This is a genomic window from Allosphingosinicella sp., from assembly GCF_036570505.1.
Taxonomy (GTDB): Bacteria; Pseudomonadota; Alphaproteobacteria; order Sphingomonadales; family Sphingomonadaceae; genus Allosphingosinicella.
Window position 1 is genome coordinate 16265 of record NZ_DATCYB010000059.1, and the last position, 25389, is coordinate 41653.

Here is a 25389-nt window from a genome sequence, read left to right on the forward strand (position 1 = left end):
CGTTTATTCCGCCGCCCTCTGCGCCGAGCTCGTGGCGGCCGCCCGGTCACGGGCACGACCCACCCAGACGCGCAACAGCGCGAGCAAAAGCTCGATGTCCACCGGCTTGGCGATATAGTCGGATGCGCCGGCATCGAGACACTTCTGCCGGTCGCCCTTCATCGCCTTGGCAGTCACGGCGACGAGAGGAAGATCGGCGAGCGCGGGCCGCTGGCGGATCTGACGCATCGTCTCGTAGCCGTCCATTTCGGGCATCATGATGTCGATGAGGGCGACATCGATCCTTTCATTCTCATCGAGGATGGCGATCCCCTCCTTGCCGCGCTCCGCGTGGAGCACTTCCGCGTCATAGCTCTCAAGGACGCTTGTGAGGGAGTAGATGTTCCGTATGTCGTCATCGACGATCAGAATCCGGGCGCCGGCGAGTTCAGGGATTCCCTGCATCGCCGGGCTGCCTTCCTGATCCCGTACCGGCCGCTTCCCACGCCTCAAAATAGGCCCGAGGCGCGCCTGCAGCGCGTCGATACCGTCCACGATCTCGATCGTTCTGCGGCCGCTCTGCGGCTCGAGCGCCGCCCGCATCCGTTCGGCGTCGGTCTTGGCGAGCACGATCATCGGCGTGCCGTCCCGGCCGACCTGAAGCGCCTTCAGCTCGAACAGGGCCTGATCCGTCTTGTCGGCGGCGACGACGACGCCGTCGAAGGAACCCAGCTCCGTCCTGGCCTTGGCGACGGTCGGCGCGATCTCCACCTGCCGATGCGTGCCCGCGACCGCCGTCTTGATCTTCTTGCGGTCCGCGGCGGTGCCGCCGACGATCAGCAACCGGCGCTCATCGCGACGGACCTGTTCCGCCAGAGCGCCGAAGACGCGCGACAACTCGTCATGCCCGGCCGGCTTGGCGGTGACCCCAAGCGCGCCCATGTCGAGCACGGCGGACGCTTCGTCAGCGCCGGAAACGACGTGGATCGGGATATGGCTGGTCTGCGGGTCGTGCTTCAAGAGGTCGAGCAGGACAAAACCGTCGATGTCGGACAGGCCGAGGTCGAGCGTGATCGCGTCCGGCTGGAGCTTGCGCGCCATGGCGAGCGTGCCCGCGCCAGCGGTCGAGACGACACCCTTGAGCCCCGCCTCGCGCGCCAGATCGAGGAGAATGGAAGCGAAGGTCGGATCGTCCTCGACGATCAGCACGAAGGGATCGTCGGCGAGGCTCTCGCGGTCGTCCACCACCTCGATATCGGCGGCCGGGCTGCCGGCGAGCGCTTCGGCCTCCTCGTTGTCCCGCGGCGCCGACGCGATGGCCGCTGTCGCGCTGGGTGCCGCCTCGAGCGGAATGAAGAGGGTGAAGACCGAACCGTGACCCGGCCGCGACTGGACCCGAAGCTCGCCGCCCAGCAGGCGCGCGATCTCGCGGCTGATCGAAAGACCGAGACCCGTGCCGCCATATTTGCGGCTGGTGGTGCCGTCGGCCTGCTGGAAAGCCTCGAAGATCAGCTTCTGCTTGTCTTCCGGAATGCCGATGCCGGTATCGCTGACGGCGACCGCGATCACGCCGTTTGCAGACCGCAGCACCGGATGATTGGGGCTCCATCCCTTCTCCACGCAGCGCACGCTCAAAGTCACGCTGCCTTGCGAGGTGAATTTGAAGGCGTTGGAAAGGAGGTTCAGCACCACCTGCTGCAGCCTCTTCTCGTCGGTGCGGATCGCGGCCGGCAGCCTGGTATCGAAATCGACCTCGAAATCGAGCCCCTTGTCGGCCGCGAGCTGGCGGAACGTCCGCTCCATATGCTGTCTGAGAGTGCTCATCGGCATCTCGCCGACCTCGATCGAAACGGTGCCGGATTCGATCTTGGACAGGTCGAGAATGTCGTTGATGAGGTTGAGGAGGTCCGATCCCGCCGAATGGATCGTCCGCGCGAACTCGGTCTGCTTCTCGTTGAGGTTGCCCTGCGGATTGTCGGAGAGGAGCTTCGAGAGGATCAGCAGCGAATTCAATGGCGTGCGAAGCTCGTGACTCATGTTCGCGAGGAATTCGGATTTGTATTTGGAGGTGAGCGCAAGCTGCTCGGCCTTCTCCTCGACCGCGCGCCGCGCCATCTCGATCTCGATATTCTTCGCCTCGACCTGCTTCTTCTCATTTTCGAGAAGCTGCGCCTTCTCCTGGAGCTCCTCGTTCGTGTTGTGGAGTTCTTCCTGCTTCGTGGTGAGCTCGGTCTGGCGCGCCTGAAGCTCCTGCGTCAGCAGCTGCGACTGCTTCAGCAGGCCCTCGGTGCGCATCGTCGCGGCGATCGTGTTCAGGACGATGCCGACCGATTCCATGAGCTGGTCGAGGAAGTTCTGGTGGGTCTCGTTGAATTCGTTGAACGAGGCCAGCTCGATCACCGCCTTCACATCGTCTTCGAACAGCGCGGGCAGGATGTTGACGTTGGCGGGCTTGGCGTGGCCGAGGCCGGAGCCGATGCGGATGAAGTCGCCCGGCACCTGCTTCAGAAGCATCGCCCGCTTGTCCGCCGCCGCCTGTCCGACCAGCCCCTCGCGCAGCTTGAAGCTCGGCTTCAGCTGATCCTTGGTCTCGGCGCCGTAGCTGGCGACGAGGTCGAGCACCGTGTCGTCCTCCTCGCGCCGGGCAACGTAGAACACGCCGTACTGGGCGTTCACCAAGGGCGCCAATTCGGACATGATGAGGTTCGAGACCGTCGCGAGGTCGCGTTCGCCCTGGAGCATCCGCGAGAAGCGGGCGAGGTTGGTCTTGAGCCAGTCCTGCTCCGCATTCTTGAGCGTCTGATCCTTCAAATTGCGGATCATCTCGTTGATGTTGTCCTTGAGCGCGGCCATCTCGCCCGACGCCTCCACCGCGATCGAGCGGGTGAGGTCGCCCTTGGTCACCGCGGTCGCCACGTCGGCGATCGAGCGGACCTGGTTCGTCAGATTCTCGGCGAGCTGGTTGACGTTGTCGGTAAGGTCGCGCCACAGGCCGGCGGCGCCGGGCACGCGCGCCTGGCCGCCGAGCTTTCCTTCGACACCCACCTCGCGGGCCATGTTGGTCACCTGATCGCCGAAGGTCGACAGCGTCTCGATCATGAAGTTAATCGTCTCGGCCAGCGCGGCGATCTCGCCCTTGGCGTCCACGGTCAACTTGCGCTTCAAATTGCCCTGCGCCACCGCGGTCACGACGTCAGCGATGCCGCGGACCTGGTTGGTGAGGTTGGTCGCCATCAGGTTCACGTTGTCGGTCAGGTCCTTCCACGTGCCGCCGACGCCCGGCACCTTGGCCTGGCCACCGAGCTTGCCCTCGGTGCCAACCTCGCGCGCCACGCGCGTCACTTCGGATGCGAAGGAGTTGAGCTGGTCCACCATGACGTTGATGGTGTTCTTGAGCTCGAGGATTTCACCCTTCACATCGACCGTGATCTTCTTGGACAAGTCGCCGCGCGCCACGGCGGTGGTGACCTCGGCGATGTTGCGGACCTGGCCGGTCAGGTTGTCGGCCATCAGGTTCACATTGTCGGTCAAATCCTTCCAGGTACCGGCGACGCCGCGCACCTGCGCCTGGCCGCCGAGCTTGCCCTCCGTGCCGACCTCGCGTGCCACGCGCGTCACTTCCGACGCGAACGAATTGAGCTGATCCACCATCGTGTTGATGGTGTTCTTGAGCTCCAGGATCTCGCCCTTCACGTCGACGGTGATCTTCTTGGACAGATCGCCCAGCGCCACCGCCGTCGTCACCTCGGCGATGTTGCGGACCTGGCCAGTGAGGTTCGCCGCGAGCTCGTTCACATTGTCGGTAAGGTCCTTCCAGGTTCCGCCGACGCCCTCGACCTTCGCCTGACCGCCCAATTTACCGTCCGAACCCACCTCGCGCGCCACACGCGTCACTTCCGAGGCGAAGCTGTTGAGCTGATCCACCATCGTGTTGATGGTGTTCTTGAGCTCCAGAATCTCGCCCTTCACCTCCACGGTGATCTTCTTGGACAAGTCGCCCGACGCCACCGCCGTCGTCACCTCGGCGATATTGCGGACCTGGCCGGTAAGATTGCCAGCCATGGCGTTCACATTGTCGGTGAGGTCCTTCCAGGTGCCGGCGACGCCTTCGACCTGCGCCTGGCCGCCGAGCTTGCCGTCCGTGCCCACCTCGCGCGCCACACGCGTCACCTCGGACGCGAAGCCGTTGAGCTGGTCGACCATCGTATTGATCGTGTTCTTGAGCTCCAGGATCTCGCCCTTCACCTCCACGGTGATCTTCTTCGACAGATCGCCGCGCGCCACGGCGGTCGTAACCTCGGCGATATTGCGGACCTGGCCCGTCAGGTTTTCGGCCATCAGGTTCACATTGTCGGTGAGATCCGCCCAGGTGCCTGCGACCCCGGGCACCGTCGCCTGGCCGCCGAGTTTGCCGTCCGTGCCCACTTCGCGCGCCACGCGCGTCACTTCCGAGGCGAAGCCGTTGAGCTGGTCCACCATGGTATTGATGGTGTTCTTGAGCTCAAGGATCTCGCCCTTCACCTCCACCGTGATCTTCTTGGAAAGGTCGCCCGAAGCGACCGCCGTCGTCACCTCGGCGATGTTGCGGACCTGGCCGGTCAGGTTTTCGGCCATGAGGTTCACATTGTCCGTGAGGTCGGCCCAGGTGCCGGCCACGCCGGGCACCGTCGCCTGGCCGCCGAGCTTGCCCTCGGTGCCGACCTCGCGCGCCACACGCGTCACTTCCGAGGCGAAGCTGTTGAGCTGATCCACCATCGTATTGATGGTGTTCTTCAGCTCCAGAATCTCGCCCTTCACGTCGACGGTGATCTTCTTGGAAAGATCGCCCGACGCCACCGCCGTCGTGACCTCGGCGATGTTGCGGACCTGGCCGGTGAGATTGCCGGCCATGAGGTTCACATTGTCGGTAAGGTCCTTCCAGGTGCCGGCGACGCCTTCGACCCGCGCCTGGCCGCCCAATTTGCCGTCCGAACCCACCTCGCGCGCCACGCGCGTCACTTCCGAAGCGAAGCTGTTGAGCTGGTCCACCATCGTGTTGATGGTGTTCTTGAGCTCCAGAATCTCGCCCTTCACCTCGACGGTGATCTTCTTGGAAAGATCGCCCGACGCCACGGCGGTCGTGACCTCGGCGATGTTGCGGACCTGGCCGGTCAGGTTGGTGGCCATCGCGTTCACATTGTCGGTAAGGTCCTTCCAGGTGCCGGCGACGCCCTGGACCTTGGCCTGGCCGCCGAGCTTGCCCTCGGTGCCGACCTCGCGCGCCACACGCGTCACCTCGGCGGCGAAGGAGGCAAGCTGCTCAACCATCCGGTTCACGACCTCGCCGATTCGCAGGAACTCGCCGCGCAGCGGGCGCCCGTCGACCTCGACCGCCATGGACTGGCTGAGGTCGCCCTTCGCGACCGCGCCGATGACGCGCGCGACCTCGGTGGTCGGCTGGACCATGTCTTCGATGAGCTCGTTGATCGCGCGGAGCTTCGCGTCCCACCCGCCGCTCGCGCCGCGCACGCGCGCGCGCTGACCGATTTTGCCTTCCTTGCCGACGACGACCGAGAGCCGCTCGAATTCCTTGGTCATCTGCTCGTTGAGGCCGACCACCTCGTTGAAAAGTGTCGCGATTTCGCTGTCGAGCCCGGAAACGTCCTCGGGAAGGCGGACACTGAAATCGCCGCGTCTGAGCTTTTTGAGCGCCGTGACGAGCTGACGACGATCGAGAAAATCGCGCGGGTTTTCGACGTTCACTTAACGCTCCTTACAAGCCTCTCTCCACCCCGAATCCGATATTGTGCGCCCCCGACCGGCCGGCACCATAGCAGAACACTTCAATAGTCTCCCTGCAAATTCATACCCTTCGGTCCGCATCCCTTGGCAGGGGTTGTCATGGCCGAGTCTAGGCTTAGAAGGCCCTGCAAGGCGAGCGCCGACAACCCGGCGTGGGCCTATGCGACGAGGAACAGCACAGCACGATGGCGTCAAGACAGGAAGTCACCAGCTTCATCCGAGCGACCTTTCGCTCGGTATGGTCGCTGGAACTGCTCCTGTTCCTCAAGAATCACGACAATCGCGGCTGGTCGCGCTTCGACCTGGTGACCGCCCTGCGCGGAAGCGACGTCATTGTGTCGCAAAGCATAGATTCGCTCGTCGCCGCCGGCCTCGTCAGCACGGATAAGGACGGCGTCGCCCGATACAGCCCCGTCTCGCAGGACCTGGGCCGTCTGGTCGAGGGCTCGGAGCGTATGTACGCCAAGAGCCCCGACGCGGTGAGAAGGATGATCATTGCCTCCGCGAACGAAGGGATTACCGCTTTCGCCGACGCTTTCAGGCTGAGAAAGGAGTAGGGGGCGTGCAGGAGCTTTTCCCAACGGCGGTCTATCTGCTCTGCTTCGCGACGAGCAGCGCCTGTGCCTATCTGCTCGCCCGCAACTACAGGAAGACGCTGGCGCGACTGCTCCTGTGGAGCGCGCTCTGCTTCGTTTTCCTCGCCGTCAACAACCTGCTCGTGGTTCTCGATCTGCTCGTCATCAGGACGATCGATTTTAAATTCTGGCGATTGTGGACCTCGCTCGGCGCGGTCTGCATCCTGTTGTTCGGCTTCATCTGGGATCTGGAGGAGTGAAGCGATGATGTTGTTTCACTTCCTCTCCGGCGCGCTGACAATGGGCTTCCTCGTCGCAGGCCTGTTTTTCCTGCGCTTCTGGAAGCGGACGCATGACGGCCTGTTCGTCGCCTTCGCCCTCGCCTTCTGGCTGCTCGGCCTTACCCAGGCGCTGCTCGCTTTGTCGAACATCCCGGTCGAGGAGAGGAGCTGGCTCTACCTCCTGCGACTGGCGGCCTTCGCGCTGATCCTGGTCTCGATCGGCCTCAAGAATCGTCGCGGCTGATCGATCCCGAAACCGACCGGAAAACAGAAGACACTGAATTATAACAGAAAATGGCGGAGAGGGTGGGATTCGAACCCACGGTACCCTCGCGGGCACAACGGTTTTCGAGACCGCCCCAATCGACCACTCTGGCACCTCTCCGCGAGACGTAGAAGGCCCCGGGCGGATGCCGGGGCGGGTCGACAAGGGGCGCGCTCTAGCCCAAGGATCGACGCTTGCCAAGCCTGCCCTAAGTGAAGTCGAAGCGTGTCCAAGGGCTTGCCCCTAGCCTGTCGCGGGACCGCCTTGCGACCAGCGGAAGTCGCCTTTCCTTGCCTCTTTTTCGTCAGGCCCTACATTGAAGGGGTGATGCCCCGACACGAGTCCCTTCTCACCGACCTCGCCGCCGCCATCAAGGCGCCGCCGGTCACGCATGCCGATTTCGCTATCGGCGAGGTTGTTCGGCACCGCCTGTTCGATTTCCGCGGCGTGATCTTCGATGTCGATCCGATCTTCGCCAATAGCGAGGAATGGTACGAGGCGATCCCCGAGGATCTGCGTCCTGACAGGGACCAGCCTTTCTACCATCTGCTCGCCGAGAATGCGGAATCAAGCTACGTCGCCTATGTCAGCCAGCAGAACCTGCTGCCCGACGACGAGGGCGGGCCCGTCCACCACCCCGCCATATCCGGCATCTTCCGCGCCTTTTCCGACGGCCGTTACGAGCTGAGACGCGAGCACCGGCATTAGTCGTTCGCGGGACGGCTTTGGCGTTGACAGCCTCGCCCGCCTCCAGTAGCAGCCCGGTTTCCCGCGTGGGGCCTCGGTCTCGCGGCCATCTCCATGCGGCCAATATGCAAGGTAATTGGATAAAGCCATGTTCGCAGTCGTGCGCACGGGCGGCAAGCAGTATCGCGTCGCCGCCGGAGACAAGATCGTAGTCGAGAAGCTGGCGGGCGACGCCGGCGACACCGTCACGCTGGACGACGTCCTGCTGGCGGGCGAAGGCTCGGACCTCAAGGACACCAAGAACCTTACGGTTTCGGCCGAGATCGTCGCGCAGGCGAAGGGCGAGAAGGTCATCGTCTTCAAGAAGCGCCGGCGGCACAATTACCGCCGCAAGAAAGGCCATCGCCAGCAGCACACGATCCTGATGATCACCGCGATCGGCGACCAGAAGGCCGCGCCGAAGAAGGCTGCGCCGAAGAAGGAAGAGGCCGCGCCGAAGCCGGAAGCCAAGGAAGCCGCACCCAAGAAGACGCCGGCCAAGAAGGAAGCCGCGGCCGAGAAGCCGAAGGCGGCATCGAAGCCGGATACGGCAGCGAAGCCCAAGAAGGATACGAGCGAGAAGAAGGCTTCACCCAAGGCCGAGACCAAGGCGCCTGCCAAGGCCGCCGCCACCAAAAAGGCGTCGACCAAGAAGCCGGCTCCCGCTAAGAAGTCCTAAAGAGATACGAAGGTAGCATTACGTCATGGCACATAAAAAGGCAGGTGGTAGCTCACGCAACGGCCGCGACAGCGCGGGCCGTCGTCTTGGCGTGAAGAAGTTCGGCGGCGAAGCGGTCGTCGGCGGCAACATCATCGTGCGCCAGCGCGGCACCAAATATTATCCGGGCGCGAACGTCGGCATGGGCAAGGATCATACCCTCTTTGCGCTTACCGACGGCCGAGTCGCGTTCCGCGACGGCAAGCTTGGCCGCAAATTCGTGTGTGTAGACCCGATTATGGCGCAAGCAGCGGAATAAAGGACGATCGATAACGGGTCGTCCTTCAAGGGGCGGCCCCAGGTTCAGATAACGGAACCGATACGAGGGAGAGGGGCAGCCCCCTTCTCCCTTTTTTGTTTCTCCCTCGAAACTGTCGCCGGCCTGTCACCCGATCGGGGCATGGGCCGGCGCGAGACGGAAGAGAGGAAGAGACAATGTTCGCGAGAACCGAGAGATTGCTGCTGCGGCCCGGCTGGGCCGAGGATGCGCCGGCCCTGGCCCGCGCCATCGCCGAGGAAGCGATCGTCCGCAACCTGGCGAGCGCCCCTTGGCCCTATGACCTGGCCCACGCGCGCGCCTTCCTCGATACGGAGCGACGGCCCGACGAGGCAAGCTTCCTCATCTTCCGCCGCACCAACGGCGCGCCGCGCCTGATCGGCTCGGCCGGCCTCGCCCGCAATCCCGAGGGCGAGGTCGAGCTCGGCTACTGGATCTCGCGGCCGCACTGGGGCCTCGGCTACGCGACGGAAGCGGGCCGCGCCATCGTCGCCATCGCTCGCCACGGGCTCAGGCTGAAGAAAGTCAGCGCGGGACATTTTCTCGACAATCCGGCTTCGGGCCGGGTCCTCGAGAAGCTCGGCTTCCGTCCGACGGGAACCGTCGCACCGCGCTATAGCTGCGGGCGCGGCGCCGAGGCGCCGTGCAAACTGTTCGAGCTCGACCTGTGTCGGGAGCGAACCGGCGGCATAGCGCTCAACCCGTGCCTGGAAATGGCCGCCTGAACTAAGCTGCGGCGACCCGCGCTGAGAGAGATTTCTCTTCCGTCTCGATCAGCGCGCGGTCGTCGTGGTTCCAAGGGTGGAAGCCCGGCATGAAGAAGCTCGCCCAGGCGCCCAGTATCTTGCGGATCATCCCCGGCCGCACGTAAGCGAACCAGAACAGCCGCGCCCAGGCCCTCGGCCCGGTGATGCCATCCTGTCGCAGCAGTTCGAGCGACCCCAGGGTGCGGTCGACGACGAAATTGCGGGTGACGAGCAGCATTACCTTCGCCTTCACCTTCCACCGCTTGAATCGCGGCCAGTCCTTCGTCGCGTGCAGCCACGTGTCGTAGGCGACGCCCTTATGCTCGATCTCCTCGGTCGCGTGCCAGCGCCACATCGCCGCGGTTTCCGCGTCGGCGCTCGCAAGGTGGCGGGAATCCTTTAGCAGCTCGTGGGCGAGTATGGCGGTGAAATGCTCCAGCGCCATCGTCGCGGCCAGGCTGGCGATGGGCGCCCGCGCCCGCACCAGCGACAACCGCCATTCGACCCGCTCCTCCAGCTTCGTCAGATCGTATCCCGCCCCATGCGCGCGCTTGTTGAACTGCACATGCTCGCGGCTGTGCATCACTTCCTGGGTGGTGAACGCCTTGATCTCGGCGGCGAGCGTGGGGCTCGCGCCCTCGCGGAACAGCCGCACGCTCTCGACGAAAAAAGCCTCGCCCTTGGGAAAGGTTGCCGACAGCGCATTGTAGAGCGACGTCGCCACCGGATCGCCGCCATTCCACCAGCGGTCCGTGGCCTCGCCCCGCCCGAAGCGCCGGTCGCGCGGCGTGATCGTCAGATCAAAGGGTGTCGCTTCGCGCCCCATGCTGTATCTCCTTCGGCGATGAGAGATGACCGCTACTTACACAAATGTCAATAACGCGTGAACGCCTTGCCCCCGAGGAGAGCCGCTCCGCCGCGCTGGAGGCGGCGCGGCGGCTGCTGATCAAGTCCGGTCCGCAAGCGGTAACCCTGAAGGCGGTGGGCGCGGAGATCGGCAAGACGCACGCCAACCTCCTCCACCATTTCGGGTCTGCGGCGGGGCTGCAATCGGCGCTCGCCCATCATATCGGGGCGCGGGTGACCGCCGGAATCGCCGAGGCGGTGCTCCGCGCGCGCCAGGGCGAGGCCGATCCCGGCGAGATCGTCGATCGCACCTTCGACGCCTTCGACCGCGAGGGCGCCGGCGCGCTCGCGGCCTGGATGATCCTGTCAGGCAACCGCGACGCGCTGAATCCCATCCTCGACTCGATCCACGATCTCGTCGACCAGCTCGGACACGGCCATGAAGATCGGCCGGTGCACGAGACCACGCTCTGGCTGGTTCTCGCCGCACTCGGCGACTCTCTTCTTGGTGAGGCCATGGCGGAGGCGCTGGGTCTTTCGCGCGACAAGGCACGAGAGCTCGCCCGCCGTCAGCTCATCGCCAATATTCAACCGATCGAAGGAGGCACGCCATGATCAGCGGTTGCGAGGCCTTTCACGCACGACCCTGATCCGAAGACGCGCGGGCGCCTTTGATTTCCCCGCCCGGCCCTCTATGTCGCGGCGATGCATTTCCTCGACCAGGCCAAGATCTTCATCCGCTCCGGTGCCGGCGGGCCGGGCGCGGTCAGCTTCCGCCGCGAGAAGTATATCGAATATGGCGGGCCCGACGGCGGCAACGGCGGCAAGGGCGGCGACATCGTGTTCGAGGCGGTCGAGGGCCTCAATACCCTGATCGACTTTCGCTACACCCAGCATTTCCGGGCGCCGCGCGGCAAGGGCGGATCGGGCCAGAACAGGACCGGCGCCGGCGGCGAGGATCTCGTCATCAAGGTCCCGGTCGGCACGCAATTGCTATCGGACGACAAGGAGCATGTGCTGGCCGATTTCACCAAGGCCGGACAGAGCACCGTCTTCCTGCGCGGCGGCGACGGCGGGCGCGGCAATGCCAGCTACAAGACTTCCACCAACCGCGCGCCCCGCCAGCACGGCACCGGCTGGCCGGGCGAGGAAATGTGGGTCTGGCTGCGCCTGAAGCTGCTCGCCGACGCCGGGCTCGTCGGCCTCCCCAACGCCGGCAAGTCGACCTTCATCAACGCCGTCACCAACACCAAGGCGAAGGTCGGCGCCTATCCCTTCACCACGCTCCACCCTCAGCTGGGCGTCGTGACCCACCGGGGCCGCGAGTTCGTCATGGCCGATATTCCCGGCCTGATCGAGGGCGCGGCGGAAGGCGCTGGCGTCGGCGACCGGTTTCTTGGTCATATCGAGCGGTGCCGCGTGCTTCTCCATCTGGTCGATGCCAACGCAGAGGATGTAGCCGAAGCCTATCGCACGGTTCGAGGTGAACTCGACGCCTATGGCGCCGGCCTCGCTGACAAGCCGGAAGTGGTCGCGCTCAACAAGGCCGACACCCTCGATGACGAGTTGCTCGATGCCCTGTCGGCTGAACTGAAGGCGGAATGCGGGCGAACGCCGCTGCGCCTCTCCGGCGCCACCGGCGAAGGCGCCGAGGCGGTCCTGGACGCGATCATCGCCTATCTCGACGCCGAGGCCGAACCCGAAGCGGCGCAAACGGGCGACTGGTCGCCGCTATGAGCTCGCATCGTAGCCGCACCCTCGCCGTCACCGGCGGGACGGGATTCGTCGGGCAGCATCTGCTGAAGATGGCGCTGGCGTCAGGTTACGACGTCCGCGCGCTGACGCGGGGGTGGAAGCCCCCCGAAGAGGCTATCGCCTGGGTCGACGGTGCGCTCGACCGGCCGGAAAGCCTGGAGAAGCTGGCGACGGGCGCGGACGCGATCATCCATATCGCCGGCCTCATCAACGGCGATCGCAAGGCCTTCGAGACCGTCAATGTCGGCGGCACGGCGGCGATGATAGACGCGGCGCGCAAGGCGGGCTTACGCCGGTTCATCCACATCTCCTCCCTCGCCGCGCGCGAGCCCGAACTCTCCGCCTACGGGGCGTCCAAGGCGAAATCGGAAAAGCTGGTCGCCGCCTCCGGCCTCGAATGGACGATCATCCGCCCGCCCGCCGTCTACGGCCCGGGCGACAGGGAGACTCTGGAACTGTTCAAGATGGCGCGGCGCGGCCTCGTCGCCCTCCCCCCGCGCGGCCGCTTCTCGGTCATCCATGTCGAGGATCTGTGCCGCCTCATCCTCGCGGTGATCGACGAGCCCGAGACGGTGGCCGAAACCTACGAGCCCGACGACGGGTCCGATAATGGCTGGGACCACCGCCATTTCGCACGCTCGCTCGGCCGCGTCTTCGACAAGCGGGCGACCACGCTGCACATGCCGAAATTCCTGCTGCGCGCCGCCGCGAGCCTCGACCGTCTCTTCCGCCGCAAGCGCGCCAAGCTCACTCCAGACCGGGTCGGCTATTTCTGCCACCCCGACTGGGTGGTGACGCCCGAGCATCGCCCGCCAACGGCGCTTTGGCGACCCGACATTCGCACGCCGAAAGGCCTCAAGGCGACGGCCGACTGGTATCGCGCCGAAGGCTGGCTTCGCTAGCGCCTATAGGCTGTGTCGGCCATATTGGATGATGAAGGCGATGAAGCTAGCGACCAGTCCGACCAGGAAGATGCGGTAGGCATAGCCCAATAGCCGGTATTTCTTGCGGGCGAGCACCACGCCGTTCTGGTAGATGTCGCGCGCCATGGTGAGGTAGATGCCCTCGTCGGTCTTCAGCCGTTCGGTAATCTGCTCGAGATAGTCGTCCTCCTCGAGCTGGGTGAAGGAGCCGAAGAAGAGCAGGTTGAGCCCGCCTCGCCGCTTGTAATGCGTCGCCGGCAGCACTGCGAGCACCGCGCATACCGCCGAGAAGAAGGCGGAGGCGCCCAGGATCAGCAGCGGGATCGGCACCACCGCGCCGCGCGCCTGGCCGATGGTGATGGTGAAGATGACGAACGTCGCCGCCATCAGAATGCTCGCCTTCTGGTCGGCCATCGCCGACAACTGCACATGAATCATCTGCGTCGTCCGCACCAGATGGACGGCGTTCGGGGGAAATCGCGAGGATTCGGGCGGTTGATCGTCCATGGTAGCGGTCCCGATTACTCGACGACAATCGCACGCCCTTAGTCAATTGCCAAGCAACGGCCCCCATTCGGCCCTAATCGCTTGGCAGGGGATGGCAACGGACATAAAGGGCCATCCATGACCGACAGAGAAGAAACCTTCGCCAAGGTGAGCGAGCTGATCGCGCCGTTCAACAAGAAGGGCGTGAAACTCGCCGAGACGACGACCTTCGCCGGCGATCTCGAATGGGACAGCCTCACCGTCATGGATTTCGTCGCCGCGATCGAGGACGAGTTCGATATTCTCATCACCATGAACATGCAGGCCGAGATCGAGACCGTCGGACAACTCGTCGATGCCGTCGAGGAGCTCAGGAACGAGGAATGAGCACCCAGCCCCTTCCCCTGGGGGAGCCGGTGGCGACCGACCTCTTCTCCAAGTTCGATCCCCTGATCGCCGAGCGCCAGGCCCTGCTCGACACCGGCGTGCGCGACCCCTTCGCCATCGTCATGGACGAGGTCCTCTCCCCCACCCTGGCGGTCATCCAGGGCCAGGAGACGATCCTGCTCGGCACCTACAATTACATGGGGATGACCTTCGATCCCGATGTGATCGCGGCCGGCAAGAAGGCGCTGGACGAGTTTGGATCGGGCACGACCGGCAGCCGCGTCCTCAACGGCACCTATCAGGGCCACAAGGAGTGCGAAGAGGCGCTGAAGGAATTCTACGGCACCCGCCATGCCATGGTCTTTTCGACCGGCTACCAGGCGAACCTGGGCCTGATGTCGACCATTGCCGGCAAGGACGACTACATCATCCTCGACGCCGACAGCCACGCCTCCATCTATGACGGCTGCGCGCTCGGCAATGCCAACATCGTCCGCTTCCGCCACAACAGCGTCGAGGATCTGGACAAGCGCCTTGGCCGCCTGCCCGAGGCCGGCGGGCGGCTGGTCGTGCTGGAAGGCGTCTATTCGATGCTGGGCGACATCGCGCCCTTGAAGGAAATGGTCGCGGTCGCCAGGAAGCATGGCGCCATGATCGCCGTCGACGAGGCCCACGGTATGGGTTTCTTCGGCCCCAACGGCCGCGGCGTTTTCGAGGAAGCGGGTGTCGAGTCGGACGTCGATTTCGTGGTCGGCACCTTCTCCAAATCGGTTGGCACGGTGGGTGGCTTCGTCGTCTCGAACCATCCCAAGTTCGAGGTGCTGCGCCTCGTCTGCCGGCCCTACGTCTTCACCGCCTCGCTGCCACCCTCGGTGGTCGCGACCGCGGCGACCTCGATCCGCAAGCTGATGCATGCCGGCGCCAAGCGCGCCCACCTCTGGGAGAACAGCAAGCGCCTCCATCAGGGTCTGCGCGACCTCGGCTTCACCCTCGCGACGCCTGAGGCCGAATCCGCTATCATCGCCGTGCTCCTGCCGGATCAGGACAAGACCGTGCGCATGTGGCAGGCGCTGATCGAGCAGGGCGTATACGTCAACATGGCCCGCCCGCCCGCGACCCCGGCCGGCATGTACCTGCTGCGCTGCTCGCTCTGCGCCGAGCATTCCAGCGAGCAGGTCGGCCAGATCCTCGGCATGTTCGCCGCCGCCGGACGCGCGACCGGCTGTATTGCCTAGCCCGATCAAGCGGCTTTCAACGCACCGGGCCTTCCTTTAGGATGGCGTACGATATGGCGGAGGATGATATCGACGTCGCGCCGGAGGAAGGGACCGGCACCTGGCGGCGGGGATGGGCCAGCGCGGGCGCCATCGTCGCGACCATAGCCCTCATCCTCCTCGTCGTCATGGTCACCCTTTCCAATCGCGCCCGCGACGAGGCGCTGCAATGGGAGCGGCACACTTATGACGTGATGCTCCTCACCCGCACCGTCGATGCCACCGTCGCCCGCTCGGAGGCCGCCCTCGGCCGCTATGTCCTCGACGAGGAGCGTGACACCGGCACGATCTATTACAACGAATGGCGTCGCGCCGGGCGGCAGATCGCGCAGTTGAAGCGGCTGGCCCGGAGCCCGGATCAGCGGGAACTGGTGGAGCAGCTGGAGCGGCTCTACCGGGCACGTGGCGACGAGCTCGCTGCCGCTGCCGCCGCCGCCGCCCGCAAGCTGGAGAGTGGCGGCGTTCCCCTCTTTTACCAGGCCGGCATGACCGCGACCGGCCCCGCGCTGCGCGCCAAACTGGACGAGATCGCCAGCGCCGAGCGGCAGAACCTCAGCGATCGCATGGCCGAGACCCAGATGTTCGACGAAGAGGCGGACAAGTTCACCGAATGGCTGGGTTGGCTCGGCGTCCTCATCGGCATCGGCGCGATCGTGCTGGGTCTTCTCGCCTATCGGGCGCTCACCGAGCGACTTATCGCGCGGCGCGAGGCGGACACCGAATCCAACCGTGCCATGTCGCTCGAGCGGGCCGTGCAGGATCGAACGCGCGAGTTGCGCGACGCCAACGATCGCCTGCGCGCCGAGGCGGCCGAGCGCGCCGCCGCCGAGGCCCAGCTCCGGCAGGTCCAGAAAATGGAGGCGGTGGGCCAGCTGACCGGCGGCATCGCGCACGATTTCAACAACATGCTCGCCGTCATCGTGGGCGGGCTCGACCTCGCCCGCCGCAAGCTCGGCGGCGCCCGGCGCGAGGTCGAGTTCCATCTCGACAACGCCATGGAAGGCGCGACCCGCGCCGCCGCCCTTACCCGCCGCCTGCTCGCCTTCGCCCGGTCCGAGGCGCTGGAGCCGCAGGGAACGGAACCGGCGGCTTTGGTCGAGAACATGCTCGACCTAATCGACCGCTCGATCGGCGAGCGGGTGACCGTGCAGACGCGTTTCGCCGAACAGCCGTGGCGCGTCTGGGCCGACCCCAACCTGCTCGAAAACGCGATCCTAAACCTCTGCGTCAACGCCCGCGACGCCATGGAGGGCGAGGGTCGGCTCGGCATCTTGATCGACAATGTCGCCCTCGGGCAGGGCGAGGTCGGCGACCTGGACGCCGGCGACTATATCCGCATCAGCGTTTCCGACACCGGCCACGGCATTCCCTCCGAGTATCTCGACCGCGTGTTCGAGCCCTTCTTCACCACCAAGCCCGTCGGCAAAGGCACGGGGCTCGGCCTCAGCCAGATATTCGGTTTCGCGCGCCAGTCGGGCGGCGACGTCACCATCGATTCGACCGAGAATGCCGGCACCACGGTGTCCGTCTACCTGCCTCGTTCGGAACGGGCGGAGGAACAGGCGGCCGCCGGCCCGGCCGCCCCGGCCATGGGTCCGGAGGAACGCGCCACTGTCCCCGCCGGCACCCCGATACTGGTGGTCGAGGACGACCCGCGGGTCAGCCGCTCGACGGTCGGCGCGCTGGAGGAACTCGGCTACACCGCCCTCGCCTGCGCCGGCGGACGCGAAGCGCTCGACATATTGGCGAAGCACCGTGAGATCGAGCTCGTCATCACCGACGTGATGATGCCGGAAATGAGCGGTCCGGAGCTCGTCCGCGTCGTCGCCGAGCGCTATCCCGAAGTCGCCGTGCTGTTCGTGACCGGCTTCGTCGGCGAGGCCGGCGACGGCGACGAGCTGACCGGCCACGACCTCCTGCGCAAGCCGTTCACCGTGTCCGCTTTGTCAGACGCCGTCTCTGCCGCGCTGTCCCGGCGGGTCAGCGGATCGCACCCCGCTTCAGCAACCGCGGCAGCAGAGTGACCGCGCCAAGCAGCGGCCAGCGCCGCTGCCAGGGTTTCAGGACGATATCCGTTCCGGCGTGCCGATTGATCTTCCAGGCGAGATAGTCCGCGCCGCCGGCAAAGGTGAAGCTAGCCTTGGCGAGCCGCAGCACCGACAGCGCCTTGCCGGCCCGCCGTCGCTTCGCCCACAGCCGCTCCGCCCGCCGCCGCGACCCCGCGCCGACCGGTTTCAGCGACAATTCCGTATCGCGGAGTGAACCAATTCCGGCCGCCTCGACCGCGGGGCCGGTAAAGCGCCGATATCGCTCCGGGTCCGCCTCCACCACCGAGGCCGCCCTCGTCCGCCGCTCGGCCCTGAGTTCGGCGGAATAGGTCAAGGCGAAAGCGCGCCGCCACAGCATCAGCGGCTCGACCGTCCCGCCTCCCATTACCGGCACGGCTTCCCCGAGCAAGGTTGGCGCCGCCCGGGCGATCGCGGCGGTCACGGCATGCGCCGCGCCCCCCTTCGCCGCCCAGGCTAGTCGCGACGGTTGGGCGAAGCGGGCCCAGACCGACACGGACAGGGAATCCGGCCCGTTGAGCCGATCGAAATCCGCTTCGCTCAGAACCGCATATTTGGCCACGAGCCCCTGATGCTCGAACGGAAACACGTTGGGTGGCACCAGCCGGTTCGCCCGCGCCAGCCAGCCCTTTCCATAGGCCGCGTCGTAGCTGGAGACGATCAGGTAGAAATCGAGCATCTGCCCGTCCAGGTCGGCGGTGCGCAGGCACGACCCGTAGAACAGCACCGCCCGCGCCGCCCCCGGATAAAGCGCCGCGATCGCCGCCGCCATCGCCCCGACGCGCGGATCGACCGGCTCCGCCAGCTCGGCGGCGACGAGATCTCTGAGGATGTCGAGTCCGGCATTCATAGCCCTCCCCTATACGCCCGCCCGCGCCGGCGGGAGCCCCTATGGCGGCACTCATTCCCCTTCATGGCGCCGCCGTCCGCGCGCCATGTCCGCCGACACCCTTACCCCGAACGCCTGCAGCCGCTTGACCAGCGCCGCCCGCACCTTCTCGTTGCTCGCTACTGTCGGTGCCCGCCCCGCCTTCTTGACCCCGGCGAGGCCCCGCTTGTGCTCGCGCAGCAGGTGCATGGCCCGGTCGAACTCCTGGCCCGTCCCGGCGACTTCCTTGTCGCCGCGAAATTCCACTCGCGCCATCGCCACCAATCGCTGCTTCAGCACCTCGGCCTCCAGCCGCGCATAGCCTTGCTCCAGCGCTTCCTGCCAGCCTTCGGCGAAAGCGGCATCGGTGCGCCGATGCTCGTAGTCGGTGGAGGTGCACACGCCCGCCTCGTCGGCCGAGGCGGTAGCGTCGCAGGTCGCCGCGAAATGGGCCAGAAACAGCGTCTTGCGCTCCCGCGTGAACCGGTTCCGCCGCGCCCGTTGCGCCTGCCAGCGCCGCTCGCCGCGTGGCGCCACCAGCCTCGGCCGCCCGCTCGCCTCCACCGCGGCGTCCCAGGCGTCGCGAAACACCGCGCACCGCTCCCGCGCATTGTAGAGGGTCGAAACGCAAAACCCCGCCGCCCGCGCCGCCGCCGCGACGCTCGCGCCTTTATCGAGCGCCTTCACCACCACCGCCTGCTCCGCCGACCCGAACCGACGTGACGCGTCGGAGCCATTCCCGGACATGATCTGGTCTCTCCCCACCTCCACTCTCCACAAGAAAAGTCGCCCCGCCGATCCCACCCGGTTCTGACGCATTGGCTGAGTCATAGTTCTGGTGCCATACATGCGCGTATTTGTCAAGTTATTATAACCTATTTGGTTCACTGACTACTTTGTGTCATTGGTGCTAGTCGCAGCGATGACCGACAAGTGCCCTTCGCGGTCATTAGGCGGAGACGAACATCCCCTCCACCGCTCTTCACAGGTTGTGCGAAGCGCTTCTCTCCCGTGATCTCGAGCGACCCTGTCTGGACGAGCTATCAAGCAGAGGCGCATTGGGTGGCAATGCTTGAGCTTGTTGCAACTGCCCAAAAAAGGAGGATACGGGAGCAGGCCGGTGGAGCGATGAACACACGGATCTCACATGGCACCTGACATGAGCACGACGCCTCGCCGCAGCACCACTGGTCTGCGCCAATTTCTGAATATTGAGCGGCAGCGCGATTGGATAGAAAGCAAAACGGACTTCCGAGACGCCGACGAGCGCTCGGAGTCCCTTGAGCTGCGGTTCAAGTACGCCGCGCGCTTTCAAAAGCTGCTGCGTCGCCCGCAGGCGCAAGACGTCCTGGAGATTCTCGGGCGCTACGGCCAAAGCTGCATCCCCATGCCGCGCAGGACCGAGCGTCACTACTGGTCGGTTTCGTGTCTGCCGTCGACCTCCGACAAGCCGCTGGTCCGCGTCAATGCGAGTTGGATGGAGCTGTTCACGCTCTATGCGGATGGCGAGGGCATCCGTTCCAGATTCATCGTGCATCTTTCGGATTTCACGACGGACCATTCACCCGTGCAAGGTCATGTGGACGAACCCTTTCTCGAGCGCTGCGTCGAGACACCGGAAGACGTCGGTTATTTCTTCCCGCGTGGCGCGGACATTTTCGGCATCAATGTGCGGGGCTCCGCCTCGATCCGCAAGTTCCTCGCATCCCGCCGCGTGTTGCGCGCTATTCGGACATTCAATGTGACGCACATGAACCGAGGTCGGAACGCTTACCAGGCGAGCCATTGCTACAGTGTGGCGGATTACATGCTGGAGGGTTGAGGGGTTCTGGGGTGTGCGCCGCCGGTCGAGATTGCCGGGCTGCTTCGCCGCGGATCATTACAGGCCAGCGTCACTGGCAGCTCTTACCTGCATCTGACCGAAGGCGGCCTGACGGCTTTCGGCCACCAGGAGACAGCAACGGCACACCGGATCAAAGTACCCCTTTGATCCGAAGTCTTATGCCGCCAGTCGCAAAAACGGCACCGGCGCCGTCGGCGTCAGCACGATCGGCCGGTCGGCGCGCGCCTCGAACAGCTCGCCGTCGAGGATCACGCTCGAATGGTCGCTCTCGATGCGGATTTCGTCGCCGCGCTCCAGATGCACGCCGGAAACGCGGCTTCGCCACAGGCGTCCGCGGATCGCCGCGACCAGCGCGCGGAAGAGAACGCCGCGCGTACCCTCGATCGCCATCATCTGCATGGCGCCCAGCGGCTGGCCGGCCCCGGGCATCCGGCCGTTCAAAAGCAGTCGCTGCAAGGTCGTCACCATCAGCAGCGCGAACTGGCCCTGCCACTCGCCATGCTTCAGCACCGACACCTTCACCGGCGCCGGCATGGGTGGGAGGAAGCCGGCGCGGACGCCGAACAGGATCGCGATGATCGCCGCGATGGCCGTCAGCATGTGGCTGAGGCTGTTGGGGAGGCCCAGCGGATAAATCTTGTGGCGGCAATAGAGGATCGTATCGGCAAGTCCGGCGCCGCCCAGGAACATGCCGAGCACCGGCCGCGCGCCGACCGTGCCGTCGGAGAGCTGGATCAACTCCCGGCTGACGATGTGCGGCACCATATCGGTCCGGGCCAGCTCCAGCACCCGCTTCAGCGCCTCCAGCGGATCGCCGCTCGCGCCGAGATCGAGCGCGATGAGATTGGTCTTACCATTGGGCAACACCGCGACCGGGGGCGGCCCGTTCTTGTAATGGGGCCCGCCGAAATGGCCGCCGTGATGCAACTCTGTGAGAGCGGCTTGGACGGTGCCGTCGCCACCGTTGATCACCAATACCTCGGGCTTTACCCGCGCGATCGTCTTCAGCGCCGTGCCGATCTGGTCGACATGCTCCACCTCGTAGTGGAAAATGTCCTTATGCTCGGCGCAAAAGCTCCTCACCTCGGGCAGCATCGACCGGTTGCCGGTCGAGCGTGGGTTGGAAAGGAGCGCGACGCGGGCCATGGCCTAGTTGCGGCGGATCGGCTTTACCGACAGGCCCTGCCGGTAATTGAGGACGACGTCGATCGGCTTGACGCTGTTGCCGACCGAGATCGCGACCTCGCCCGGCTTGGGCTTGAGGTTGAGCAGCGAGATGTCGGGATTGCGCGAGAATCCGCCGCCGTCGTTCCAGTCGGAACCGTTGCCCTTGGTGTCGTGGCGCACGGCGATGGCATAGGTGCCCGCCTTGGGCACGGCGACGCAGACCCTCATCGCGCCGGAGCCGGTGACCGGCAGGTCGATGCGGCGCAGCCACTTGCCCTTGGCGAGGAAATCCGAGTTGGCGGGATAAAGCTGGACGCGCACGCGCCCGTCGCGATTCTTGAAGCCGTTGACGTTGACGAGCACGGCCGGCTCGCCGGCGTCCGTCTTGCAGGATGCCGCATCTGGGCCGAGCGCCGCCTGGGCCGCGGCGGGAGCCACGAAGAACAGTGCGCCGATGGCGATGGAAGACATCAGTTTGAACATGACCAGTCCGCTCCTGACAGCTATAGCCGTGCCGCGGGGCGGACACGGCTTGGTTGTCTCAAGCCCCCACGGACCGCTAGATCGTCTATCCTTGCGGCCAAAATGTGGTCATGGGGCGTCTAAAAGTTGAGCATGGGCACGCTGACCGACCGATATCTCGCGAGATTGATCGCCGTCCCGCTGTTGGCGACCCTGGTGCTGTCGGCGATGTTGCTGCTTCTGGAGAAGATGCTGCGGCTGTTCGACTTCGTCGTCAGTGAGGGCGGACCGGTCGGTGTCGTCTGGCGGATGCTCGCCAATACCATCCCGGAATATCTGGGTCTCGGCATTCCCATCGGCCTGATGCTCGGCATCCTGCTCGCGTTCCGGCGCCTGGCGCTGTCGTCGGAGCTCGACACTTTACGGGCGGTGGGGCTCAGCTACGGCCGGCTGCTGCGCGTCCCCTATATGTACGCGGCCGCGCTGATGGCGCTCAATCTCGCCATCGTCGGCTTCATCCAGCCCTATGCCGAATATGCCTATGAGGGACTCGAGTTCGAGCTTCGCTCCGGCGCGCTCGGCGCCTCGATCAAGGTCGGCGAATTCAACAAGCTCGGCGAGCGGATGACCCTGCGCGTGGAACGCAGCGAGAGCGAGGGGCGCGATCTCCACGGCGTCTTCGTCCGCGCCGAAAGCCGCGACGGCCGCACTTTGGCGGTAACGGCCGACCAGGGCACGTTCCTCGCCACCGACGATCCCGACACCATCATCCTGCGCCTGACCGAAGGCCGGCTGGTCCACGACGCGCCCGGTTACCGTTCGCCGCGCGTGCTGAGCTTCGCCCGCCACGATCTCCCGATCAACCTGCCCACCATCGAGGCCTTCCGCGGCCGCGGCGACGACAATGACGAGCTCACCATTCCCGAACTGGTCCGCATCGGGGGCAGCGACACCGCCCCGGAGCCGCTGCGCGACCGGACCCGCGCCAATTTCCACTTCCGCATGGTCGAAGTGGTGATGATGGCGCTGTTGCCGCTGGTTGCGGTGGCCCTCGCCGTGCCGCCCAAGCGCAGCACGTCGGGCCTGGGCATCTTCATCTCGATCGTGATGGTCGTTACCTACCACAAGATCAACCAATATGCCGAGCAGATGGGTGCCCAGGGCCGCATCGATCCCGTCATCGCGCTTTGGACGCCGTTCGTGGTCTTCGCCGCCCTTATCGTCTGGATGTACTGGACCCTCGCCCACAAGCCCGGCGGCCAACCCATCGGCGCCCTCGAACGCGCCTTCGCCAAGTTCGCCAAGTTCCTGGGTCGCCTGTTCGGCTTCGGCCGGCGCCGCAGGCTGATGCCCGCCGAATGATCAATATCCAGTTCTTTCCATCGCGGCGGATCGCCTTCTACATGGCGAAGACGTTCGTGCTGCGCAGCGTCGCCGTGCTGGTCGCGCTCGTCCTCATCCTCCAAACGCTCGATCTCCTCGGCGAGTCCGGCAAGATCCTCGCCCAGCCCGGCAACACCGACAGCGACCTCTGGTATTATGTGTCCCTACGCTTCCCCCAGCTGGTCGCGCGCTTCCTCCCCTTCTCGGTGCTCTTGGGCACACTGATCACCCTCGCGACGATGAACCAGAACAGCGAGATCGTCAGCATGAAGGCGGCGGGTATCTCCGCCCACCAGATCATCGCGCCGCTCATCGCCGCCAGCGTGGCTATCGCCGCCTTCGCCTTCCTCTTCCAGGAGCTGGTCGTGACCCGCGCCACGGCCGCGCTCAACGACTGGCAGGCCGTCGAATATGGCCGGCTGGAGAGTGACGACGGCATCGCCACCAACGCTTGGGTGCGCGACGGCGACGACCTCATCCTTGCCGAACAGGTGACCGGGACCGGCGCGGGCACGCGGCTGCACGATGTCAGCCTTTACGACCGTTCCGGCGGTCGCCTGGTCGCGGTCGTCACCGCCGAGCGCGGCCGGCCGGCCCAAGGCGGCTGGTTGCTGGAGGAGGTCGAACGGTTCGACGTCGGCGCGACCCGCGCGGTCCGCGCCCCTTCGACGCTGATCGCTCGCGGTATCGAGCCCGATCAGTTCACCCTTGCCGACGTTCGGGCGGACGAGCAGGATTTCGCGGCGCTACGCGAATCCATCGGCGACCTCGAATCCGCAGGCTTCCCGACCGACGCCCTGAGGGCCGGCCTCTGGCACAAGATTTCGGGCCCCCTCTCCGCCGTCCTCATGCCCCTGCTTGCCGCCGTGGCTGCTTTCGGTCTGGCCCGCTCCGGTCAACTGTTCCTGAGGGCGGTGGCCGGCATGGGTTTGGGCTTTGCCTATTTCGTGGTCGACAACTTCGCCCTCGCGATGGGCAATCTGGGGGCGTATCCGCCGATGCTCGCCGCCTGGGCGCCGTTCGGGCTTTTCCTGCTGATCGGCGAGACGGTGCTGATACGGACGGAGGAATGACGGATATCACCCGGGGGGACGTGGCGCGAGGCGCGGGGCTGGCCGGCCTCGCCCGCGCCGGCGCCATCGTCGAGGCGCTCGCCCAGCCGCTCTACATCTGGCTGTTCGGCCTCGCCACCTATGGCCTCTATGTCGTGCTCTGGGGCGCGATCAACCTCGTTTCCAACATCGTCGACTTGTCGATGACCAGCGCGCTCCAGCGGATCGTTCCCACCGTCGATGCCGAGGCCAAGGCGCACGGCGCGGTCAAGTTCGCGCTGCTCGCTTCGGTTTTGCCGGCCGCTCTCGTCGCCACGCTGGTGGCGCTCAACGCCGACGCGGTCGCCGCCCTGGTCTCCGCCGCGCCGGAGGACCGGGATTCCCTGCCGCAGGCGATCCGCCTGTTCGTCTGGGCGCTCCCCTTGTGGACCTTCATCGAGGTCGCGACCTCGGCCGCCCGCGCCCGCCGCGCCTTCGGTCCGGAGATACGCCTGCGCATATTCTGGGAGCAGATGGCCCGCATCCTCTTCGCGCTGGGCTTCTTCGCCGTTGGCTTCAGCAGCCTCGGCCTGATGATCGCCCATCTCGCCTCGCTGACGCTCACCGCCGCGCTCTCCGTTCCCCTGCTCGGCCGCTATTACGACCTCAGGCTCATCCTCAGTGCGCCGATCGGCCGTCGCATGGCAACGACGCTGCTCTCCTCCGGTCTCGCCCTCCTTCCGGCAAACCTCTCGCGCCGATTGTTGATCGACGCGCCACCTGTGATCCTCAACCTGATGCTGCCCGGCGCGCGCGGCGCCACTGCCGCCGGCCTGTTCGAGATAGCGCGGAAGATATCAACGATCCCGCTCATTGTTCGTCAATCATTTCAGTATGTTATGGCCCCTTTGTCGGCAGCGCAGGCCCATGCCGACCGCTCCGCCATCGGCCCGCTCTACCGTTTCGCCAGCCGCGTCTCGACGGCGCTGGTCGTGCCGCTTGCCGGCCTGCTCGCCTTCGCCGGCGCCGACATATTGAGCCTCTACCGCCCGGAGGCCGCCGCCGCCCTCCCTCTCCTCTACGTCCTCGTAACGGCCCGCGCGGTCGAGGCGATCGTCGGGCCGGCCACGCCGATCGTCGAGATGACCGGCCACCGCATCCTCCCGCTCGTCAACAGCTTCGCCGGCGTCGCTCTCTGGGTGGCTCTCGCGCTTTGGCTGGTACCCGAGTTCGGGCCGCTCGGCATGGCGCTGGCGGTCGGCGCTGCAACGCTCCTCATCGCCTACGCCGCAACGCTGGAGCTTCGGATCAGCGATCGGCTCTCCCCGTTCGACCGAAGGTTAGCCTACGCCCTCGCCATCGCCCTGGCGGGCGTCGGCCTGATGGCACTGGCCGAGAATTTCAGCCGCGGCCCCACCCGCTTCGTCCTCGTCATGGCGCTCTGGACCCTCACCAGCTGGTGCGCGCTGCGCTTCGGCCTCCAACGCGCCGACCGCGAGGCCTTCGGCGGCTTCGCGAGGCGATTGCGGCTGGTGTAGGGACGTAGGGTA

General features: G+C 65.7%; 24 protein-coding genes and 1 tRNA gene. 17 read left to right on the plus strand and 8 right to left on the minus strand.

Annotated features, from left to right (window positions below; genetic code table 11):
• Nucleotides 1-3: 3 nt before the first annotated feature.
• The gene (locus VIR62_RS06505; protein WP_431869711.1) at nucleotides 4-5721 is read right to left on the minus strand and encodes a HAMP domain-containing protein; all 5718 of its coding nucleotides are present in this window, start codon (nucleotides 5719-5721) and stop codon (nucleotides 4-6) included.
• 224 nt (nucleotides 5722-5945) lie between these two features.
• Between VIR62_RS06505 and VIR62_RS06510 the strand changes: the two genes are divergently transcribed.
• From VIR62_RS06510 to VIR62_RS06520, 3 genes are read left to right on the plus strand one after another with little or no spacing between them, the layout of a single operon-like run.
• Nucleotides 5946-6317: a hypothetical protein gene (locus VIR62_RS06510; RefSeq protein WP_431869713.1), complete on the plus strand. Its 372-nt coding sequence runs from the start codon at nucleotides 5946-5948 to the stop codon at nucleotides 6315-6317.
• A gap of 5 nt (nucleotides 6318-6322) precedes the next feature.
• The gene (locus tag VIR62_RS06515; protein WP_431869714.1) at nucleotides 6323-6595 is read left to right on the plus strand and encodes a DUF5985 family protein; all 273 of its coding nucleotides are present in this window, start codon (nucleotides 6323-6325) and stop codon (nucleotides 6593-6595) included.
• Nucleotides 6596-6599: 4 nt separating this feature from the next.
• Nucleotides 6600-6860 (plus strand): DUF5985 family protein, encoded by a 261-nt coding sequence (locus tag VIR62_RS06520; protein WP_431869716.1) that lies wholly within the window; start codon nucleotides 6600-6602, stop codon nucleotides 6858-6860.
• A 51-nt stretch (nucleotides 6861-6911) separates the two neighbouring features.
• Here VIR62_RS06520 and VIR62_RS06525 read toward each other — a convergent pair.
• Nucleotides 6912-7001: transfer RNA gene (locus tag VIR62_RS06525), tRNA-Ser, on the minus strand.
• A 207-nt stretch (nucleotides 7002-7208) separates the two neighbouring features.
• On the opposite strand from VIR62_RS06525, the gene hspQ reads away from it, so the two are divergent.
• The 4 genes from hspQ (at nucleotide 7209) to VIR62_RS06545 (ending at nucleotide 9327) form a co-directional block, all read left to right on the plus strand.
• Entirely contained in the window at nucleotides 7209-7589 is a 381-nt protein-coding gene (gene hspQ / locus VIR62_RS06530) for a heat shock protein HspQ (protein ID WP_431869718.1), read from the plus strand.
• Nucleotides 7590-7716: 127 nt separating this feature from the next.
• Nucleotides 7717-8286 (plus strand): 50S ribosomal protein L21, encoded by a 570-nt coding sequence (gene rplU, locus VIR62_RS06535; RefSeq protein WP_431869720.1) that lies wholly within the window; start codon nucleotides 7717-7719, stop codon nucleotides 8284-8286.
• Nucleotides 8287-8311: 25 nt separating this feature from the next.
• Nucleotides 8312-8584: a 50S ribosomal protein L27 gene (gene rpmA, locus VIR62_RS06540; RefSeq protein WP_109270063.1), complete on the plus strand. Its 273-nt coding sequence runs from the start codon at nucleotides 8312-8314 to the stop codon at nucleotides 8582-8584.
• Nucleotides 8585-8760: 176 nt separating this feature from the next.
• Nucleotides 8761-9327 (plus strand): GNAT family N-acetyltransferase, encoded by a 567-nt coding sequence (locus tag VIR62_RS06545; RefSeq protein ID WP_431869722.1) that lies wholly within the window; start codon nucleotides 8761-8763, stop codon nucleotides 9325-9327.
• A 1-nt stretch (nucleotide 9328) separates the two neighbouring features.
• Here the strand turns inward: VIR62_RS06545 and VIR62_RS06550 are convergent, their stop codons facing one another.
• Entirely contained in the window at nucleotides 9329-10174 is an 846-nt protein-coding gene (locus tag VIR62_RS06550; protein ID WP_431869724.1) for a metal-dependent hydrolase, read from the minus strand.
• Between the two features lie 44 nt (nucleotides 10175-10218).
• On the opposite strand from VIR62_RS06550, the gene VIR62_RS06555 reads away from it, so the two are divergent.
• From VIR62_RS06555 to VIR62_RS06565, 3 genes are all read left to right on the plus strand, one after another.
• On the plus strand, nucleotides 10219-10809 hold the full coding sequence (locus VIR62_RS06555; RefSeq protein ID WP_431869726.1) for a TetR family transcriptional regulator: 591 nt from the start codon (nucleotides 10219-10221) through the stop codon (nucleotides 10807-10809).
• A gap of 90 nt (nucleotides 10810-10899) precedes the next feature.
• Nucleotides 10900-11931, plus strand: coding sequence for a GTPase ObgE (obgE, locus tag VIR62_RS06560; RefSeq protein WP_431869728.1), 1032 nt, complete (start codon nucleotides 10900-10902; stop codon nucleotides 11929-11931).
• Nucleotides 11928-12851 (plus strand): NAD-dependent epimerase/dehydratase family protein, encoded by a 924-nt coding sequence (locus tag VIR62_RS06565; protein ID WP_431869730.1) that lies wholly within the window; start codon nucleotides 11928-11930, stop codon nucleotides 12849-12851. Before obgE ends, VIR62_RS06565 begins: the two co-directional genes overlap by 4 nt.
• Nucleotides 12852-12854: 3 nt before the next feature.
• Here the strand turns inward: VIR62_RS06565 and VIR62_RS06570 are convergent, their stop codons facing one another.
• The gene (locus tag VIR62_RS06570; protein WP_431869732.1) at nucleotides 12855-13379 is read right to left on the minus strand and encodes a Pycsar system effector family protein; all 525 of its coding nucleotides are present in this window, start codon (nucleotides 13377-13379) and stop codon (nucleotides 12855-12857) included.
• Nucleotides 13380-13496: 117 nt separating this feature from the next.
• Here VIR62_RS06570 and VIR62_RS06575 point away from each other — a divergent pair, with 117 nt between their 5' ends.
• From VIR62_RS06575 to VIR62_RS06585, 3 genes are read left to right on the plus strand one after another with little or no spacing between them, the layout of a single operon-like run.
• Nucleotides 13497-13745, plus strand: a complete 249-nt coding sequence (locus VIR62_RS06575; RefSeq protein WP_431869734.1) for an acyl carrier protein — start codon at nucleotides 13497-13499, stop codon at nucleotides 13743-13745.
• Complete coding sequence (spt, locus tag VIR62_RS06580; RefSeq protein ID WP_431869736.1) at nucleotides 13742-14980, plus strand: serine palmitoyltransferase; 1239 nt, start codon at nucleotides 13742-13744, stop codon at nucleotides 14978-14980. The genes VIR62_RS06575 and spt overlap by 4 nt, the downstream gene beginning before the upstream one ends.
• A gap of 53 nt (nucleotides 14981-15033) precedes the next feature.
• Nucleotides 15034-17043: an ATP-binding protein gene (locus VIR62_RS06585; protein WP_431869738.1), complete on the plus strand. Its 2010-nt coding sequence runs from the start codon at nucleotides 15034-15036 to the stop codon at nucleotides 17041-17043.
• On the opposite strand, the gene VIR62_RS06590 is transcribed toward VIR62_RS06585, so the two are convergent.
• Nucleotides 17000-17935 carry a hypothetical protein gene (locus VIR62_RS06590; RefSeq protein WP_431869740.1) on the minus strand — a complete coding sequence of 312 codons (936 nt, stop codon included), beginning with the start codon at nucleotides 17933-17935 and terminating at the stop codon, nucleotides 17000-17002. The genes VIR62_RS06585 and VIR62_RS06590 overlap by 44 nt on opposite strands.
• A gap of 51 nt (nucleotides 17936-17986) precedes the next feature.
• Nucleotides 17987-18700, minus strand: a complete 714-nt coding sequence (locus tag VIR62_RS06595; protein ID WP_431869742.1) for a hypothetical protein — start codon at nucleotides 18698-18700, stop codon at nucleotides 17987-17989.
• Nucleotides 18701-19112: 412 nt separating this feature from the next.
• Between VIR62_RS06595 and VIR62_RS06600 the strand changes: the two genes are divergently transcribed.
• Entirely contained in the window at nucleotides 19113-19775 is a 663-nt protein-coding gene (locus VIR62_RS06600; RefSeq protein WP_431869744.1) for a hypothetical protein, read from the plus strand.
• A gap of 177 nt (nucleotides 19776-19952) precedes the next feature.
• On the opposite strand, the gene VIR62_RS06605 is transcribed toward VIR62_RS06600, so the two are convergent.
• Both VIR62_RS06605 and VIR62_RS06610 read right to left on the minus strand, forming a co-directional pair.
• A complete protein-coding gene (locus VIR62_RS06605) occupies nucleotides 19953-20942 on the minus strand; it encodes a diacylglycerol/lipid kinase family protein (protein WP_431869745.1) in 990 nt (329 codons plus the stop codon).
• A gap of 3 nt (nucleotides 20943-20945) precedes the next feature.
• The gene (locus tag VIR62_RS06610; RefSeq protein WP_431869746.1) at nucleotides 20946-21446 is read right to left on the minus strand and encodes a DUF2141 domain-containing protein; all 501 of its coding nucleotides are present in this window, start codon (nucleotides 21444-21446) and stop codon (nucleotides 20946-20948) included.
• A 132-nt stretch (nucleotides 21447-21578) separates the two neighbouring features.
• On the opposite strand from VIR62_RS06610, the gene lptF reads away from it, so the two are divergent.
• The 3 genes from lptF to VIR62_RS06625 are packed head-to-tail and all read left to right on the plus strand — an operon-like array spanning nucleotide 21579 to nucleotide 25377.
• Nucleotides 21579-22787, plus strand: a complete 1209-nt coding sequence (gene lptF / locus VIR62_RS06615) for an LPS export ABC transporter permease LptF (protein ID WP_431869748.1) — start codon at nucleotides 21579-21581, stop codon at nucleotides 22785-22787.
• Nucleotides 22787-23881, plus strand: a complete 1095-nt coding sequence (gene lptG, locus VIR62_RS06620) for an LPS export ABC transporter permease LptG (RefSeq protein WP_431869773.1) — start codon at nucleotides 22787-22789, stop codon at nucleotides 23879-23881. The genes lptF and lptG overlap by 1 nt, the downstream gene beginning before the upstream one ends.
• Entirely contained in the window at nucleotides 23878-25377 is a 1500-nt protein-coding gene (locus VIR62_RS06625) for a lipopolysaccharide biosynthesis protein (protein WP_431869750.1), read from the plus strand. Before lptG ends, VIR62_RS06625 begins: the two co-directional genes overlap by 4 nt.
• The last annotated feature ends 12 nt before the right edge of the window (nucleotides 25378-25389 follow it).